Genomic DNA, 15,614 nt, shown 5'->3' on the forward strand with positions numbered 1-15,614 from the left:
GGTTTACCTCCGCTTACGGTTGGGCAGCCGGCGCCGCAGCGTTGGCACGCTCGACGAAGGCATTGGTATAGGTCCGGGACAGATCGATATCGGCCTTGGCGACATCCGTGTTGAACTCACGCAGCACCTTCAGCGGTGTTTCCAGATCGGCAGGCGTGAAGTGACCGTCCCGGGTGAAGATCGCGCGCGCGTTCTCCACCGCGCGGGCATAGGTGGCGCGGTCACCGGAGACGTAGCTGTCCGGCAGCGCGGCCACGATGTCTTCAGCACTGTTGTCGGCGATGAACTTCAAGGCCATCTGCTCGGCGCGGGCGATCTTCTCGGCCGCTTCGGGACGCGTGTCCAGGAAGCTCTGGTTGGCGTACATCACCGAGGTCGGGTACAGGCCGCCATAGACCTGGCGGGCGCCGTCGTCGCTGCGCGCGTCGAGGATGATCCTGCCGACCTTGCGCTCGGTGATCAGGGTGGCGGCAGGATCATAGTTGACGAGCAGGTCGATCTTGCCCTGCTCGAGCGCGGCCACCGCTGCGGCGCCCGAGCCGACGCCGATCAACGAGATGCTGTCGGCCGGAATATCGTGCTGGGCGAGGAAGTGACGGACGAAGAAGTCGGACGAGGAGCCCGGCGCGGTGATCCCGACCTTCTGGCCCTTGATGGTCTCCGGGCGCGCCGGATCGAAGGTGGCATCCTCGCGGCCGGCCATCACCAGGCCGGAGTTGCGCGAGAGCAGTACGAAGGCCACCACGTCCTTGCCCTTGGCCTGCATCTGGATGGTGTGGTCGTAGAAGCCGACGGCCACGTCGGTGGAATTGGCCACCAGCGCCTGCAATACCTTGGAGCCGCCCTGGGCGAAGTTCTCGGTCTTCACCTGCAGGCCGACGTCCTTGAAGTACCCCTTGGCGTCGGCGATGAAGAACGGCAGGTTGTTGAGGTTGTAGGAGCCGACGCTGATGCGTACCGGGGCATTGTCGCCACCGCCGGCGGATGCGCCTTCGCTGCGCCCGCTGTTGCTGCATCCGGCCGCGGCCAGACCGGCCGCGCACAGCGCGGCCAAGAAGAACTGCTTGTACATCATCCCTCCCAGGAGTGAAGCATCTACGTTGTAATGGCGGGCATGCGCGTCTACGCAGGCCCGTCCGGGTTCAGATCATGCCGCTGACGTCCATTGGCGGGCTTGGGTGGCACTGGCCGTGGCGGGCGCGGGCGCGGGCGAAGTCGCGTACACGCGCCCCTCGAACAAGCGGCGTGCGGTGCGGACCACGCTGGCAATCACCGGCGAATCGCCCGAGCTGCGACTGAGGCCCACCTCCAGGGCCCCACTCGGATGTTCGAGGGTAATGCTGCCGGGAACGGACCGGCATCCGACCAAAGTGTGGGCCAGCGTGCCCGGCGTGACGGCGGCGGTGGCCAGGCCGACCGCACCGGTAATGGCCAGTGCGGTGTGGCATTGGTGCGGCATGAAATAGCGCACCTGCAGATCGCCGCCCTGTTGCGGCGCCGACAGCAGCACCGGCTTGGGAATGACCTTGTTGCCGGCGTCGGCGATGCCCATGCGGGCGCCCGCCTCGATGCGCAGCGCTTCCAGCCGGCGCATGAACGCCGCGTCCGCGTTCAGTTCGGCGGGCGAGGCATCACCGCGCACGCCCAGGTCTTCGGCACGCACCAGCATCATCGGCATGGCGCAGTCCACCAGGCTGGCCGGCACGCCATTGATGGTTTCCTGCGCATGCCCGCTGGGCAGCAGCTTGCCGGTGCGGGCGCCTGCCGCATCAAGGAAGGAGAGCCTGACCGGCGCGGCTGCGCCCGGCGCGCCGGCAATGCGCGTATCACCGCGGTAGGCCACAGTGCCGCCCGGCGTTTCCACCGTGGCGATGATCAGCTTGCCGGTGTTGACGTTGTGGATGCGCACCTCGGTCTGCGGATCCTGCGCCTGCACCAGCCCACGCTCGATGGCATACGGGCCCACGGCCGCCAGCATGTTGCCGCAGTTGGGCGAGGTATCCACCACCTGCTGCTCCACCCGGACCTGGGCGAACAGGTAGTCCACGTCGGCGTCCGCCCGGCTCGAGCGGTCGATGATCGCCACCTTGCTGGTCAGTGCGTTGCCACCGCCGATGCCGTCGATCTGCAACGGATGGCCCGAGCCCATCACTTCCAGCAGCAGGCGATCCCGTTCGGCGGTGTCCGCCGGCAGGTCGCTGGCCAGGAAGAACGGGCCCTTGGAGGTGCCGCCGCGCATGAGCACGCAGGGAATGCTGAGCAGATCGTTGGACATACGTGTGCTAGATTGATGCGTATAGGGGATGAATGACCCCTCTGTGATTCGATACTGGCATGACCCTAATTGATCTGTGAATTGCTGATTTTTGGATGATTGATACCCAATGAGCATCAATTGCGAAATCCTGGATCTACGCGCGTTCCTGCTGGTATCGGAGACACGCAGCTTCCATCGCGCCGCTGAAATCCTGCACGTCTCCCAGCCGGCGCTCAGCCGACGGATACAGAAGCTGGAGCAGGCCGTGGGTTCGCCGCTGCTGGAGCGCACCACGCGCAGCGTCAGTACCACCGCTGTCGGCGAGAACCTGCTGCCACTGGTGCGCCGCATGCTGGAGGAATTCGATGGCTCGCTGTTCTCGCTGCGCGGCCGCGAAGACACCCGCGGCGCCACCGTGACCATCGCGTGCCTGCCGACGGCGGCGTTCTACTTCCTGCCCAGCGTGATGGCGCGTTTCCACGAAGCACACCCGAACGTGCGCTTCCGCATTCTGGATATCCCGGCCACGGAGGGTCTGCAGGCAGTGGAACGTGGTGAAGTCGAGTTCGGCATCAACTTCATGGGCGCCAACGATCCGAATCTCGACTTCGACGTGCTGGCCGAGGACCCCTTCGTCCTCGCCTGCCGGCGCGATCATCCGCTGGCCCGCAAGCGCAAAGTGGAATGGGCTGATCTGGCCGAGCACCAGCTGATCACCGTGCATCGCACCAGCGGTAACCGCACGCTGCTGGACGGCGCGCTGGCGCGCGAGAACCTCAAGTTGAGCTGGCACTACGAGGTGACGCACCTGTCGACGTCACTGGGCATGGTCGAGGCCGGCATCGGCGTGTCGGTGCTACCGAAGATGGCCACGCCGGACGGGGATCACCCCACCCTGGTGACGCGCGCGATCGGCAACCCGGTGGTGTCGCGCACGATCGGCATCGTCCGCCGACGGGGTGCCCTGCTCTCGCCCACCGCAGAGCGATTCCTTCAGATGCTGATGAGCCAGTGGCGTGGGGAGGCGTGAGCAACCGCGCGGTTCACGCGCTTGTGCTGTCCTGACTCCAGGCGAATGTGCTGCTGCCACCCATCAATCGGGCCGTCTGCATCGACCATTCCTGCAGAAGCTGCCGCGCGCCTGATTCGCCACCTCGCCCGATTGCCTCCAGCATCCTGTCCAGTCTTCCGCGGATCGCGCTGGACACCGGCAGTGCGAGCAGATTCTTCAGTGCAGCGTCTGCGGCCGGGAAATCGCCCAGGCGAATGGTGGACAGGTACTTCACCCATTGGCAGTAATCGCCCTCGAAACCGGCCTCTTCAACATACATCAGAAGGTCCGCAGCTGTTCTCACCCCTTCGAGCATTGCGAGGTGAGCCTCGTGCGTGCCGCGGAAAAAGTCCTTTGGATCTTCCGGGCAAGCGACCCTCTGGCCGAGAGACATATGCAGGTGTGGCAGGCCGTCATAGACCGGAAGTGCGAAGGTCCATACATAGATGGAGGACGGCGCTGGGTCCATGGCAAACCCGGAGATCACATCGCGTGTGTACGAAACAATCAGAAAGTTACCAACCACCCGCAACCCAGCCTTCCTGGCGTTCCGTTTCATTGTCCACAGATCAATGGATCTCATGCGTGCGCCCGACGGTTGGCGACGGCATAGGACTTTCAATGTTCAACTGGATGCCCTGCACCATTCGCCTTCCGTCGCGCAGGACAACAAGGGCTCGATCCAGATCGCGCCTTGCAATGGAAATCGATCTCAGACCAAGCGATTGAGCGACCTCGCACTGCGAAAAGAAGATGTCATAGGTCTCCATCAACTCGGCATGAAACAGCTGATTGGGGGCGCTGTCGATCACCCTGGAGAGGTCCGTCATGAAATTCCATGCATCCACGACCTCGCCGGGGTCGACCTCCCGCCCTGAATCTACAGACGAGATCAGCGAGTCGAGGTCAATGACGGACTCTCCTTCCCAGTCCAGGACTCGGCCGCGCGCGGCAACCTGACCCTCCAGCCCTTCCTTGCTGCTATCGCAGACAGGCCTTCCATTGCTGGACATCACCCGATCATGGTCACCTGATACCCAGGCAAACCAGATGATCCGCATCCCCCCTGCAACGCCGACCGGATATATCGCTTCCACTATCGATTCCTGCTCAGATGGTTCCATCCATCCCGGGCTCTCACGGGAGGTGCAGCCGCTCCGATGGTAACGCCAAACTCGATTGCCGATGACCTGCGGAGCCTCCAGCGACCGGCACTACCAGGTCAATCAACCTGCGGTTTCCAGTCCCTTCCCCGCCGCATCCATCCGCAGCGAGGCCAGGTAGCGACAGTACTTGCCCACGAAGACGCCAGTGAACCCGCCGGTCAGCAGCAGGTAGGCGGCGCTGAAGCCGGCACTGGCGGTCAGCGTCGGCGACACCGCAAATGCGACCTCGAAGCCGTACTTCACCAGGAAGGTGACCAGCAGCAGCGGCAGCAGGCTGAAGTCCGCGCTGCGCCAGAGCTTGCCGGTGCTGCGGTCCAGCGTCAGCTTCAATCGACTCAACAGCAGCCAGGCAAGCGCGGCCCCCGTGGCGATGCCGGCCAGCCACTCGCTCCAGGCGATCAGCGACGCGCCGAAACGATGGCTGATCGACCACGCACCCCAGACGGCAAACAGGCCGGGCACGATCGCCAGCTTCTGCAGCGAGGTCTGGGCCGGCTTCATGGCGGCAATGCCACGGGTGACCAGGAAGGCCAGGAGCAGCCAGACCCAGATCGGCGTCTGCGAGGCGAGTTGCTGGAGCATGTTCATGAGCGGTCCCCCTGGTGAGTGGTGGCTGAGTGGTGGCGAGGTGTCCTCGCCTTGGCGCTCACTATTCGCTTCCGCCCGGGTTGCAGCCAGTGACAGCTGTCAGCCATCGCCGGTTACGCCGTGGCGAGCACGCCCTGGCCTGACCCGGCCGGGGCGGGCCGGGCCGGGCACATGCTGTTGACGGCCCTGCCCTATGCTGGGGGCCTCATTGGAGACCTGCCAGGTACGAACCATGACGAAGCTGCACACCCTGATACTGACCGGCGGCCTGCTTGTGCTGAGCCCGCTGGCCTCGGCAGAGACCGTGAATCTGACCAACAGTGCCGAGGGTGCCAACCGCGATGCCGGCATCACTGCGGTCAAGAAGAAGCTGCAGGACGCGTGTACCGAGCGCAAGGGCTCGGCCGACACCGCCTCGTTCGAGGTGGTCTTCGAGAAGACCAACCCGAACCCGAGCGTGCCCAAGCCCTACTACGTGGACGGAAAGATGAAGTGCGACCTGCCGGGCTGAGGCGATTCAACCATCGGTGCCGGAAATGCGCCGCCGGTACTGCGCCACCCACTCCAGCGACGGCGCAACGCCGCCGAACGGGAAGAAATGCGGGCTGACCTGGCCATGGGCGCGGGTCAGCCCCTTCACCAGGCAATCGACGAACACCTCCGGCCCTGCCGTGCCGAGCAGCCGGCCGATCGAGATGCCATACCGGGCCAGCATCGATGCACTGGCGCCCACGCCGCACATCGCGGCGTAGCGCAGCAGGCGAGAGACGCTGGCCGGGCCCGGCACGCCGACCAGCACCGGGACGCTGATGCCACGCGCGCGCAGTGCATCCAGCCAGGCCAGCACGGCATCGGCATCGAAGGCGAACTGGGTGACGATCAAGGGGGCCATGCCGCGCGCTTCGATGCTCTGGCATTTACGCTCAAGCGCCTGCCAGCGTTCGTCACTGCTCATTACCGGATGCCCTTCCGGGTGTCCGCCGATACCAACGACCTTGATCCCGGAGTGCTCCAGAAGACCGGTCTGGATGATCGAAGCACTGTCGGCAAACGGTCCGGCGGGCGTGGCCAGGTCGCCCGCGATCAGCAGGCAACGCGCGACCCCGGCGTCGCCGGCCGCACGCTCCAGGAAGCGCGCAAGCGATGCGGCTGACCGGATGCGGCGGGCAGAGAGATGCGGCATCGGCTCGAATCCGAGCGCGCGCACGGTGCGCACGGCGGCCAGGCGGGCGTCGTCATCCTCGCTGGCCAGCCAGGGAATGGAGATGACCGTACCGCGCGGGATCCGATCCGCCTCGGCGCGCAGCGCAGGCATGGCCTTCGCGCTGACTTCCAGTGAAAAGGCGTTGATGAAGGCTTCCGCCCGCGGTGACAGGCCTGCCGACATCAACGCGCTCCGCCCACATTGCCGGCAAGCGGCGAGCTGTTGCGGGCCAGTTCGATGAAGGCCTGCAGGTAGTCGATACCGGTATCGGCCTCGCGCGCACCCAGGTAGATCTGCTTGGGGATGCCCTTGGCGCCCAGCCGTACGGGCACCACGTCCATGCGCGTGGCGTACTCCTCCACCAGCCAGCGCGGCATGGCAGCCACGCCGCGGCCGCTGGCCACCATCTGCATCATGATGTCGGTGGTTTCGATGGCCTTGTGGCGCCGCGGGGTGATGCCGGCCGGCAGCAGGAACTGGTTGTAGATGTCCAGGCGCTCGAACGGCACCGGGTAGCTGATCAGCACTTCCTGGCCGAGCTGGCGCGGCTTTACGTGGTCCACCTTGGCCAGGGCGTGGTTGCTGGCGACCACCAGCACCTGCTCGTAATCGAACACGGGGATGAACTTCAGGCCCGGCTTCAGCAGTGGATCGGGCGTGACCAGCAGGTCGATCTCGTAACCGAACAATGCGCCGATGCCACCGAACTGGAACTTCTGCTTGACGTCCACATCCACGTCCGGCCACGCCGCCAGGTAGGGAGAGACGATCTTCAGCAGCCACTGGTAGCACGGATGGCATTCCATGCCGATGCGCAGCGCGCCGCGCTCGCCCTGCGCGAACTGGCCCAACCGCTCCTCGGCCAGGTCCAGCTGCGGCAGTACCCGGTTGGCGACCGCCAGCAGGTACTGCCCGGCCTGGGTCAGGCGCAGGCTGCGGCCTTCGCGCAGCCAGACATCGGTGCCCAGCTGCTGCTCCAGCTTTTTCATGCTGTGGCTGAGCGCCGACTGGGTCAGGTTGAGCACCCCGGCGGCCGCGGTGAGCGAGCCCTGCTGTTCGACCTGCTGCACGATGCTGAGGTGGATCCGTTCCAACATGACGATGAATCTCATTCATGGATTGGTGAAGTAATACCATTTTACGTCATGAAAGGGCATGGCTAGGATCGGGTCATGCCTTCGGTTGCCTGCCAGCCTGCTGACCCAGCCGGCCTGCAGGGCTGCGCACCTGCAGATGCCCGAAGGCGCTCCCCTCCCCCGCTGATAGCGAACAGATGACCCGCCCCCTCCGTATCGTCGCCGTTTCCGGCGGACTGCAACGCCCCTCCCGGGCCGCCGCCCTGGCCGAGCATCTGCTGGACCTGATCGGCGAGGACATCCACAGCGAACAGCAGCTGATCGAACTCGGTGAGCTGGCACCGCAGCTGGCCGGTGCGCTGTGGCGCTCGCAGCTGCCCGAGGCCGTGGAGCGGCAGCTGGTTGCGGTTGAACAGGCCGACGTCCTGGTGGTGGCCACGCCGGTCTACCGCGGCTCCTACACCGGCCTGTTCAAGCACTTCTTCGACTTCATCGACCAGGATGCGCTGGTCGACACCCCGATCCTGCTGGCCGCCACCGGCGGCAGCGAGCGCCACGCCCTTGTGATCGACCACCAGCTGCGCCCGCTCTTCAGCTTCTTCCAGGCCCGCACCCTGCCCCTGGGCGTCTACGCCACCGACCGCGATTTCGCCGAGGGCCGCGTGCACAACGACGCACTGATCCAGCGTGCGCGACTGGCCGTGCAGCGGGCGATGCCCCTGCTGGCGCTGTCCCATCGCGCCGCGCCTCCCGCTACCGCAGAGGCCACCGCAACGCTTTGAATGCCAGACGCCGCCGACCTGCATCTGGATGTCACCCCGCAACCCGGAACGCCGCCATGACGACCGATACCTTCACCTTCAGCATCACGCACATCCCCTTCAACGAGGATTACCAGCCGGCCGAGGGCACGCGCATCACCACCAACTTCGCCAACCTGGCCCGTGGCGCGTCGCGGCGGGAGAACCTGCGCAACACGATCAGCATGATCAACAACCGCTTCAACGACCTGGCACATTGGGACAACCCGAATGCGGACCGCTATGCGGTCGAGCTGGACATCATCACCGTGGAGATGCACATCGACGGCGCCGACGGCAGCGATCCGTTCCCGTTGATCGAAGTGCTGCGGCCGACCATCGTCGATACGCAGACCGGCGTGCGTAGCGAGGGCATCGTTGGCAACAACTTCTCGTCCTACGTGCGCGACTACGACTTCAGCGTCGTGCTGCCGGCCAGCAACGAGGGCAAGGACACCTTCGGCATTCCGGAGGGCTTTGGCGACCTGCACGGCAAGCTGTTCCAGCACTTCCTGCGCTCGGACGCCTACCGCGCCAACTTCAGCAAGGGGCCGGTGATCTGCATCAGTGTTTCCAGCAGCAGGACCTACCACCGCACCGAGAACCATCACCCGATTCTGGGCGTGGAATACCGCCAGGGTGAGTTCTCCCCCACCGACCAGTACTTCGACAAGATGGGCCTGCAGGTGCGCTATTTCATGCCACCGGGCAGCGTCGCGCCGCTGGCGTTCTACTTCCAGGGCGACCTGCTGGGCGATTACTCGAACCTGGAACTGATCGGCACCATCAGCACCATGGAAGCCTTCCAGAAGATCTACCGCCCGGAGATCTACAACGCCAATTCCGTGGCCGGCAAGGTCTACCAGCCCAGTCTAAAGCACCAGGACTACTCCTCCACCCGCATCGTCTACGACCGCGAAGAGCGCAGCCAGCTGGCGGTCAAGCAGGGCAGGTTCACCGAAGAGCACTTCATCAAGCCGTACCGCGCCGTGCTTGAGCAGTGGGCCGCCCGCTGATCCATCGATTTACCAACCGCCCCAGGACACACGACACAATGCCGACGAAGACGCTGCTCCCCACCTCCACTGCAGGCAGCCTGCCCAAACCCTCCTGGCTGGCAGAGCCCGAAACACTCTGGTCACCCTGGAAGCTGCAGGACGAAGCGCTGCTTGAAGGCAAGCAGGACGCCCTTCGCCTGTCCCTGCAGGAACAGCAGCACGCCGGCATTGATATCGTCAGCGACGGCGAGCAGACCCGGCAGCATTTCGTCACCACCTTCATCGAGCATCTCAGCGGCGTCGACTTCGAGAAGCGCGAAACCGTGCGCATCCGCAACCGCTACGACGCCAGCGTGCCGACCGTGGTTGGCGCGGTGAGCCGCCCGAAGCCGGTGTTCGTGGAGGATGCGAAGTTCCTGCGCCGCCAGACCACGCAGCCGATCAAGTGGGCGCTGCCGGGCCCGATGACGATGATCGACACGCTGTACGACGCGCACTACAGGAGCCGCGAAAAGCTGGCCTGGGAGTTCGCGAAGATCCTCAATGAGGAAGCGAAGGAACTGGAGGCCGCCGGCGTTGACATCATCCAGTTCGATGAGCCGGCCTTCAATGTGTTCTTCGACGAGGTGAACGACTGGGGCGTGGCCGCCCTGGAGCGTGCGATCGAAGGGCTGAAGTGCGAGACGGCGGTGCACATCTGCTACGGCTACGGCATCAAGGCCAACACCGACTGGAAGCAGACGCTGGGTTCGGAATGGCGCCAGTACGAGGAGTCGTTCCCGAAGCTGCAGACCTCCAGCCTCGACATCATCTCGCTGGAATGCCACAACTCCCATGTGCCGATCGACCTGATCGAGCTGGTGCGCGGCAAGAAGGTGATGGTCGGTGCCATCGACGTGGCCTCCACCACGGTGGAAACCCCGGAGGACGTGGCCAACACCCTGCGCAGGGCGCTGCAGTTCGTGGACGCCGACAAGCTCTACCCGAGCACCAACTGTGGCATGGCGCCACTGGCGCGCGACGTGGCCAGGGGCAAGCTGCGCGCACTCAGCGCGGGAGCGAGGATCGTTCGCGAAGAACTCTCGGCATAACCCTGGCTGGGGAGGAATTGTCGTTCGAATGTCGGTTTGACGGAGCCTGGCCGGGTATCGACCAGGCTCCACCCCGCCCCTGCACTTCCGGTCGGGTCTTCATCGCGGGCTGTCGCGGCGCCAGTGCCTGCTTGATCCGTACCACCTCCCCCGCCCCGGCCTCGGCCAGGCGGCGGGCCTGCTGCCGTTGTTCCCGCGAAAGCGCGGGCGACGGCGCAGCGCCTGCTTCCGGCGCTACGTCCACCAGGCGCGCCACTGCCTCGCGCAGCCGCAGCTGTGGGAAGAGCCGCGCAGCACACCAGCGCTCGGCGTAGCGCCTGGCCTGCCGCACATTCGTGGCGGCCACCACCTTGGTCTGGGACATCCTGCGTGCATCCAGGTAGACCCGGAAGCCAAGTTCGGCATGCGGCACGATGTTGGCCACCGAGCGCCCGTTCCACCACAGGTCCCAGCGCTCGCCGCTCCGTACCCAGCCGGAGGGCCGGGTGACCGTCATGAACTCTGGAAGATCGAAGGGAGGACTCATGTCGGGAAGGATACGAGCGCCCGTCGCACCGGCTGAGATCCGCACCGTGCGCTTGTTCGAGACCATGAATCGTTAAGGCGCGCTTGCTTCCGCTACGCCTGCTCCGCACCGCCGGGCTACGGGAACAAGAACTAAAGTGACGCGTCACGCTCGATGATGCTTTCGATCCAGTCGATGTAGCGGGACACACGCACGTTGTAGACCACCTGCCCATAGAAACCCGCTTCCAGCGCATGCTCGGGTACGGCGGTGATCCAGGAACCGAGGCCCACCAGCTGCCAGGCCCCATCTTTCTCGATCACCAGCGGGCCGCCGCTGTCGCCGTTGCCGAGCACGCCTTCAAGGGGAAGGCCCTGCGGAGGCGGATCAAACCGGTACCAGAGATAGCGCGTGTTGCCGCCTGTGATCGCGTTGCAGGCCCGCCGCAGCGTTGTACGATGCGGCCCGCCGGGCATCAGGCCAGTCGCACCATTGCCGGTGGCGCCTCTCCCTATCAGGGCGGCGACCTGCGTGACCTCGTCGGCGCCCCGGTAGAGTGCGACCGGCGGCACATCGCTCACCGGTGCGGCAAGTCTGATCAACGCAATGTCATCCGATGCTGCCAGGAACGCGTGGATTTTCGACGCGCTCCCGGTTGCCATCGCTTCCTTGCCCAGCGCCTCGGGCATCTTCCGGTAGCCGGGGTGCAGGAAGACACGCTCGACGCCGTAGCCGTTCCCATTGATGGTGATGGTGGCGCCCCTCCCTTCCATCGGCGCGGCATGCGCGGCGGTCAGCACCCAGCGCGGCGCGATCAGGACGCCGTGCCCCTCGCCCGGCATGTCGGCCAGCGCGGGGAAGGCCGATGCATCGATCTGATACCGGGCGTCGTCCACATCATCACGGATGACCACGGCACCGGCAGTGAACGGGAGCGTGGCCAATGCCAGGAAAATCCAGCGGTTCATGGTTGCTTGCATCCCAGCAGTTCAATCCCAACAGCCTAGGGCATGGCCCTGCCATACGGGGAGATCGTGCGACCGATCCCCGGCGATTGCCGACGAATGCGGGGAAACGGGAGTTGAAGCCAGGCGGGCCATGCCCTACCTGCGGCCGCGATAGGGTTCGCAGCCCACGCCATCATTGTCACGATCGAGGTGCGGGCCATAGCCCGGATCACCACGCCGTACCGGCGCCGCCCCGGCGGCGCGGGCCTCCGCGCAGTTGGCAAACACCCGGGAACTGCGCGCGGGCGCGGGGGCGAAACTGCTGCGCGGAGTGTCGACGTATCGAGGTGCCGCTGGAGCGCCTCGATGACAGTGATACTCACCCGTTTTCCGGTTGGTGTGGCACCCCTGCTTGTCGAGCCCGCCCGGATGCGCGAGCGCATTGGCGGACAGTGCCAGTGCGAGCATGCCGGATGCAGTCAATACGCTGGAAACGCGGCGTCGTGTGTCCATGCCTTCCCCCTGTCAGGCACTCCTCTGCCGAGGGGAAGGCTAGCATGGTGTCTCGACCGCCAGGCTTGACGCTGCAGCGGCTGCCACTCAACGCAGGTAGTGCTTCAGGAACAGCCAGGTGATCAGCGTCGGCAAGATCAACAAGAAGAAGCTGCGCGTGCTGCACGCCCCGGAGGCAGGCGCCGGCAGTCGCTGATCCCTGAGCGGCCACGGGCTCTGCGCCAATGCGGGGAAATCAATGCACCCGCGCTCCTGTTCCGTCGGTTCCGCCGCATACATCGTGGCTGGCGCCGATCCTCCCTCGCCCCTCGCTCCTACAGTGGATTCGCGGCGACGCACGGCCTGCACCCCCGATGGCAACGCCGCCGCCCCCACTTTTCGAGCCCACAGGAGCGAGACATGGCATGCCTTTCCCGGACTATCGCTGGCACAGCGGCAATGCGCCCAGCCCCCTCCACGCAGGTTGAACGGAGGGGTGCACCATGAACCAGGTCTACGTCGCAGTCTGGGATGGAGCCCACTATCTGGTCGTCCGCAAACGGGTGCTCAACAGCTGGTGGGGCAGCAATTCCGTGGTCGTACTTTCTGCCGAGGCGATGGCCGCTGTGCTGGCCATCCGCAACGCGTCCGGCGGTGGCACAGAGCAGGACTGGGATCTGGTGAAGAAGCTGCTTTCCGGCGCCTGGCGCGCCGCAGGGTCAGTCGCCTACCGCGGCGAACGCACGCTGCCCCGCACCATGGACGCACTGGACCGGGCGCTTGAAAGCGCCGAACGCACGCATCCGCAAACCGATGACATCGCCATGGAGACGCTGGCCGCTCTGCAGAGCCTGTTCCGCGAGGACGCAAGAACCCCTCCCCCGTTCAGCGCTGCGCGAGCAACCTTGCGGGAGCTCTCCATCGCGTTGCCGCCGCCCACCCGGGGTGCGCCGAACTGGGCCGCTGCGTTGATACTGGCACAACGCCTGGTGGCGGAAGTCGGGGCGTGGTCGGATGGCCTGCCCCCGGCGCTGGTGAACCAGGCGGGGCAATGGGCCCTGCCCGGCGGCGGCCGCCTGAACAACGAACGCAAGGAGCGCGCCGCGCGCCGCGAGTTCGAGGAGGAGCTTGGCATCTGGCTTGGGCAGGGACGCGCCGCATGCGATCTGCGTGCCCGGCTGTTTCCGGATGGGGGAGGCAGCTTCTCCCTGGTTCGCTTCCGCACCACGGCCGAGGAGCTTCTGCGGATGGCGCAGGAGGCCGAGAACAACGTCCAGGCCAGTGCCAGCAGCCCTGCGCGCCCCCAGTCCTGCCTGGTGACCGACTGGGAGGTGGCGAGCATCGGACGGGTACCGGTGACCGAACTGCGCAACATCCTGGGAGCAAGGGTGGAGGTTCCGGGCGCAGGAACACCGGAGGTTGACGAGGCCCTGGCCGGCGCCAGGCCCGGTAGCCAGGAGATCGACTGGTACCGGGAGATCGCCGCTCTGCTGTCACCCGCCTGAGCCTCCAGCGCGAACCCATGTGATCCCCTGCAAGCCCAGCGAGGCCCACCATGAAAGAGAGCACGCCCGAGCGCGAGGCCCGGCGCCACATCAGCAAGCAGCTCACCGCGCAGATCAACAACGCGCAGGCGTATCCCGACGTCCGCTCGGTCGTGGTGAAGGCCCTGTCGGACATCAAGGACCAGCTGCGCAGCCTGTCCAGCAAGGTACGGCGCGACTACAGCCTGAAGCCCGACGAGCCGCTGATGTTCTTCTACGTCAAGGGCGGCAACGCACTGGACGCACTGCTTGAACGCCCGGCCCAGCCGCCACCGACGCTGTTCGATTTCGGCCGGTCCGACTGGGATACGCAGGTGGTGATCAATCCCTGGATTCCGATCCCGGCCCAGGACGCCCTGCACGGCGGCGTGGAGGACATCGTGATCGAGGTGATGCTCGGCGCCGGCCTCAACATCGCATTGGAGATCAGTGTCTTCCCACCCAACCAGAATCCGCTGGCCGGCCAAGTGGTGGATCTTGCACCGGTGGACATCCATGTGCCGCCCGGCCAGCAGTGCCTGGTGACCTGTGACACTCCGCAGGCGTTCCGGAAGGTCTACCAGCGTGACCGCGCGGGCCTGCATCTGTTCACCAGCGAACCGCTGAAGGGCATCGGCACCTCCACGGCCTTGGCCAGCCCGTCCGTGCTGCCCCCGCCGCAGCCGCCACTGCCCGTGCAGCCGCCCCCTGCCCCTCCGCCGCCACCCGGCATCATCCTCAACGACGGCATCAAGCCGTTCGTGCTGTACCGCATGGGCTACACCTGGCACGCGCGATGGGTGAAGGATCCGAAGGCGCCTGCCGGCGACGACCCGGTGACGCCACGGCCGATCCTGATGGAACTGATCGATGTGACCACGCCGCGCCGCGATACCGTGGAGGCCGTGACAGTGTGGTCGGACATCATCCGCAACCATCTGGTGATTGCCGAGGATGCCGGCGCGGAAGAGCGCTGGCGGCTGCCCCTGCCCAGCATGGAGTACCACCTGTGGGAAGGACTGACCATGCTGTGCGAGATCGCCGCCTATCCGGGCTGGCCGGGTGCGGACAAGCTGGAGAAGCGTCGCCGCAATGTGCAGCGCATCCACGACTGGTACCGCGACCAGCAGGGCGACCTGGCGACGTTCGGCAGGGTGATCGATGGCATCTCGGCCGCGCCGGTGTTCGCCGATGACAGGGACTGCATGCAGCAGGTCGATGCCTGCATGCGTGAGGTCAAAATGCGCATGCAGGCGTCATCTTCGGGATTCGATCACGGCGCCCTGTCGGCCACCCACACGCATCGCCTGCGGCAGGGGCGGCAGTGGGTCGCGCAGCGGGTCGCAACGCTGCTGCAACGCCTGCAGACATCTGCCGCATCCTGTGGCTACAGCGACGATCTGGCGTTGATCGGGACGCTGGCACAGAACCCCTACCTGGATGTCACCCAGGTACCGATCTCCGACGTCGACTGCGCGATGATCATCCGCACCGACCCTGCAACGCTGCGCAGGGCGACGGCGGCCAACTGCTTGAATGCGCTTGCCGAGGATCTCGGCGCGCACATGACCATCGAGGATTCCCTGCACTCGACCGTACGTGCGACGGGTATCAGTTACGAGCGAACGCTGGTGATCTTCGATGCGCGGCGTTCGCCGTCGGCGCGCGTGGCCAAGGCGATCCTGACATTCACCACGGCTGGCCCGGTCGGTTGCCCGTTCCGGGACAGCCCCGACGGTTCCGGGCAGGCCATCGCGCCGTTGCTGGACATGGACAACCAGCGCAAGGTGGCAGCCTCGATCGTCCAGGGTTTCGTGCAACGGGCGAATCTGTCCAGGCAGCACGAGATGATCCGGGTGCTGTTGCCGCAGGGGGAATGATCCTCCATCAGCGCAGCGCGGGCGGCGGGTTCCGAT

The 15,614-nt window shown here is 65.7% G+C and carries 17 protein-coding genes; 7 read left to right on the plus strand and 10 right to left on the minus strand.

The genetic code is table 11. The features are described 5' to 3' along the window. Positions 1-13: 13 nt before the first annotated feature. Both AC5P56_RS10560 and AC5P56_RS10565 read right to left on the minus strand, forming a co-directional pair. Complete coding sequence (locus tag AC5P56_RS10560; RefSeq protein ID WP_041864185.1) at positions 14-1,072, minus strand: ABC transporter substrate-binding protein; 1,059 nt, start codon at positions 1,070-1,072, stop codon at positions 14-16. A 75-nt stretch (positions 1,073-1,147) separates the two neighbouring features. After that, positions 1,148-2,275, minus strand: coding sequence for a 4-oxalomesaconate tautomerase (locus AC5P56_RS10565; protein WP_495231663.1), 1,128 nt, complete (start codon positions 2,273-2,275; stop codon positions 1,148-1,150). Between the two features lie 109 nt (positions 2,276-2,384). On the opposite strand from AC5P56_RS10565, the gene AC5P56_RS10570 reads away from it, so the two are divergent. Further along, positions 2,385-3,287 (plus strand): LysR family transcriptional regulator, encoded by a 903-nt coding sequence (locus AC5P56_RS10570; RefSeq protein WP_010485668.1) that lies wholly within the window; start codon positions 2,385-2,387, stop codon positions 3,285-3,287. Between the two features lie 13 nt (positions 3,288-3,300). Here AC5P56_RS10570 and AC5P56_RS10575 read toward each other — a convergent pair whose 3' ends face one another. The 3 genes from AC5P56_RS10575 to AC5P56_RS10585 all read right to left on the minus strand — a co-directional run bounded on the left by AC5P56_RS10575 (position 3,301) and on the right by AC5P56_RS10585 (position 5,062). Next, on the minus strand, positions 3,301-3,867 hold the full coding sequence (locus AC5P56_RS10575) for a hypothetical protein (RefSeq protein WP_032958916.1): 567 nt from the start codon (positions 3,865-3,867) through the stop codon (positions 3,301-3,303). Positions 3,868-3,877: 10 nt separating this feature from the next. Continuing rightward, entirely contained in the window at positions 3,878-4,405 is a 528-nt protein-coding gene (locus tag AC5P56_RS10580) for a hypothetical protein (protein ID WP_212577328.1), read from the minus strand. A 129-nt stretch (positions 4,406-4,534) separates the two neighbouring features. Beyond that, positions 4,535-5,062, minus strand: coding sequence for a DUF6622 family protein (locus AC5P56_RS10585; protein ID WP_075076936.1), 528 nt, complete (start codon positions 5,060-5,062; stop codon positions 4,535-4,537). A gap of 232 nt (positions 5,063-5,294) precedes the next feature. Between AC5P56_RS10585 and AC5P56_RS10590 the strand changes: the two genes are divergently transcribed. After that, a complete protein-coding gene (locus AC5P56_RS10590) occupies positions 5,295-5,573 on the plus strand; it encodes a hypothetical protein (RefSeq protein WP_197604628.1) in 279 nt (92 codons plus the stop codon). Positions 5,574-5,579: 6 nt separating this feature from the next. On the opposite strand, the gene AC5P56_RS10595 is transcribed toward AC5P56_RS10590, so the two are convergent. Together AC5P56_RS10595 and AC5P56_RS10600 are read right to left on the minus strand one after the other, a co-directional pair. Continuing rightward, positions 5,580-6,449 (minus strand): methylenetetrahydrofolate reductase, encoded by an 870-nt coding sequence (locus AC5P56_RS10595; protein ID WP_495231628.1) that lies wholly within the window; start codon positions 6,447-6,449, stop codon positions 5,580-5,582. Beyond that, positions 6,449-7,363, minus strand: coding sequence for a LysR family transcriptional regulator (locus AC5P56_RS10600; protein WP_032958925.1), 915 nt, complete (start codon positions 7,361-7,363; stop codon positions 6,449-6,451). Before AC5P56_RS10600 ends, AC5P56_RS10595 begins: the two co-directional genes overlap by 1 nt. Positions 7,364-7,539: 176 nt before the next feature. Between AC5P56_RS10600 and msuE the strand changes: the two genes are divergently transcribed. From msuE to AC5P56_RS10615, 3 genes are read left to right on the plus strand one after another with little or no spacing between them, the layout of a single operon-like run. Further along, a complete protein-coding gene (gene msuE / locus AC5P56_RS10605; protein ID WP_041863466.1) occupies positions 7,540-8,124 on the plus strand; it encodes an FMN reductase in 585 nt (194 codons plus the stop codon). A 56-nt stretch (positions 8,125-8,180) separates the two neighbouring features. Further along, positions 8,181-9,158 (plus strand): DUF1852 domain-containing protein, encoded by a 978-nt coding sequence (locus AC5P56_RS10610; RefSeq protein WP_014647228.1) that lies wholly within the window; start codon positions 8,181-8,183, stop codon positions 9,156-9,158. A gap of 38 nt (positions 9,159-9,196) precedes the next feature. Then, complete coding sequence (locus tag AC5P56_RS10615; RefSeq protein WP_014647229.1) at positions 9,197-10,231, plus strand: methionine synthase; 1,035 nt, start codon at positions 9,197-9,199, stop codon at positions 10,229-10,231. Here the strand turns inward: AC5P56_RS10615 and AC5P56_RS10620 are convergent. From AC5P56_RS10620 to AC5P56_RS10630, 3 genes are all read right to left on the minus strand, one after another. Then, the gene (locus tag AC5P56_RS10620; RefSeq protein WP_495231629.1) at positions 10,188-10,823 is read right to left on the minus strand and encodes a hypothetical protein; all 636 of its coding nucleotides are present in this window, start codon (positions 10,821-10,823) and stop codon (positions 10,188-10,190) included. The genes AC5P56_RS10615 and AC5P56_RS10620 overlap by 44 nt on opposite strands. 65 nt (positions 10,824-10,888) lie before the next feature. Further along, positions 10,889-11,704: a S1 family peptidase gene (locus AC5P56_RS10625; RefSeq protein WP_111206848.1), complete on the minus strand. Its 816-nt coding sequence runs from the start codon at positions 11,702-11,704 to the stop codon at positions 10,889-10,891. Positions 11,705-11,839: 135 nt separating this feature from the next. Next, positions 11,840-12,196 carry an excalibur calcium-binding domain-containing protein gene (locus AC5P56_RS10630; RefSeq protein WP_111206845.1) on the minus strand — a complete coding sequence of 119 codons (357 nt, stop codon included), beginning with the start codon at positions 12,194-12,196 and terminating at the stop codon, positions 11,840-11,842. Between the two features lie 482 nt (positions 12,197-12,678). On the opposite strand from AC5P56_RS10630, the gene AC5P56_RS10635 reads away from it, so the two are divergent. Together AC5P56_RS10635 and AC5P56_RS10640 are read left to right on the plus strand one after the other, a co-directional pair. After that, a complete protein-coding gene (locus AC5P56_RS10635; protein ID WP_495220278.1) occupies positions 12,679-13,680 on the plus strand; it encodes an NUDIX domain-containing protein in 1,002 nt (333 codons plus the stop codon). A gap of 50 nt (positions 13,681-13,730) precedes the next feature. Continuing rightward, complete coding sequence (locus AC5P56_RS10640; protein WP_495231630.1) at positions 13,731-15,578, plus strand: hypothetical protein; 1,848 nt, start codon at positions 13,731-13,733, stop codon at positions 15,576-15,578. Positions 15,579-15,614: the final 36 nt, after the last annotated feature.

This window comes from Stenotrophomonas sp. YJH_SMC_131 (assembly GCF_059367975.1).

What these genes read in the sequence shown, in the direction of transcription:
- AC5P56_RS10620 (WP_495231629.1), bottom strand. Translation starts at nt 10,823, where the DNA reads ATGGTCTCGAACAAGCGCACGGTGCGGATCTCAGCCGGTGCGACGGGC.
- msuE (WP_041863466.1), top strand. Translation starts at nt 7,540, where the DNA reads ATGACCCGCCCCCTCCGTATCGTCGCCGTTTCCGGCGGACTGCAACGC.
- AC5P56_RS10640 (WP_495231630.1), top strand. Translation starts at nt 13,731, where the DNA reads ATGAAAGAGAGCACGCCCGAGCGCGAGGCCCGGCGCCACATCAGCAAG.
- AC5P56_RS10585 (WP_075076936.1), bottom strand. Translation starts at nt 5,062, where the DNA reads ATGAACATGCTCCAGCAACTCGCCTCGCAGACGCCGATCTGGGTCTGG.
- AC5P56_RS10610 (WP_014647228.1), top strand. Translation starts at nt 8,181, where the DNA reads ATGACGACCGATACCTTCACCTTCAGCATCACGCACATCCCCTTCAAC.
- AC5P56_RS10595 (WP_495231628.1), bottom strand. Translation starts at nt 6,449, where the DNA reads ATGTCGGCAGGCCTGTCACCGCGGGCGGAAGCCTTCATCAACGCCTTT.
- AC5P56_RS10565 (WP_495231663.1), bottom strand. Translation starts at nt 2,275, where the DNA reads ATGTCCAACGATCTGCTCAGCATTCCCTGCGTGCTCATGCGCGGCGGC.
- AC5P56_RS10600 (WP_032958925.1), bottom strand. Translation starts at nt 7,363, where the DNA reads ATGTTGGAACGGATCCACCTCAGCATCGTGCAGCAGGTCGAACAGCAG.
- AC5P56_RS10630 (WP_111206845.1), bottom strand. Translation starts at nt 12,196, where the DNA reads ATGGACACACGACGCCGCGTTTCCAGCGTATTGACTGCATCCGGCATG.
- AC5P56_RS10570 (WP_010485668.1), top strand. Translation starts at nt 2,385, where the DNA reads ATGAGCATCAATTGCGAAATCCTGGATCTACGCGCGTTCCTGCTGGTA.
- AC5P56_RS10625 (WP_111206848.1), bottom strand. Translation starts at nt 11,704, where the DNA reads ATGAACCGCTGGATTTTCCTGGCATTGGCCACGCTCCCGTTCACTGCC.
- AC5P56_RS10635 (WP_495220278.1), top strand. Translation starts at nt 12,679, where the DNA reads ATGAACCAGGTCTACGTCGCAGTCTGGGATGGAGCCCACTATCTGGTC.
- AC5P56_RS10575 (WP_032958916.1), bottom strand. Translation starts at nt 3,867, where the DNA reads ATGAAACGGAACGCCAGGAAGGCTGGGTTGCGGGTGGTTGGTAACTTT.
- AC5P56_RS10560 (WP_041864185.1), bottom strand. Translation starts at nt 1,072, where the DNA reads ATGTACAAGCAGTTCTTCTTGGCCGCGCTGTGCGCGGCCGGTCTGGCC.
- AC5P56_RS10590 (WP_197604628.1), top strand. Translation starts at nt 5,295, where the DNA reads ATGACGAAGCTGCACACCCTGATACTGACCGGCGGCCTGCTTGTGCTG.
- AC5P56_RS10615 (WP_014647229.1), top strand. Translation starts at nt 9,197, where the DNA reads ATGCCGACGAAGACGCTGCTCCCCACCTCCACTGCAGGCAGCCTGCCC.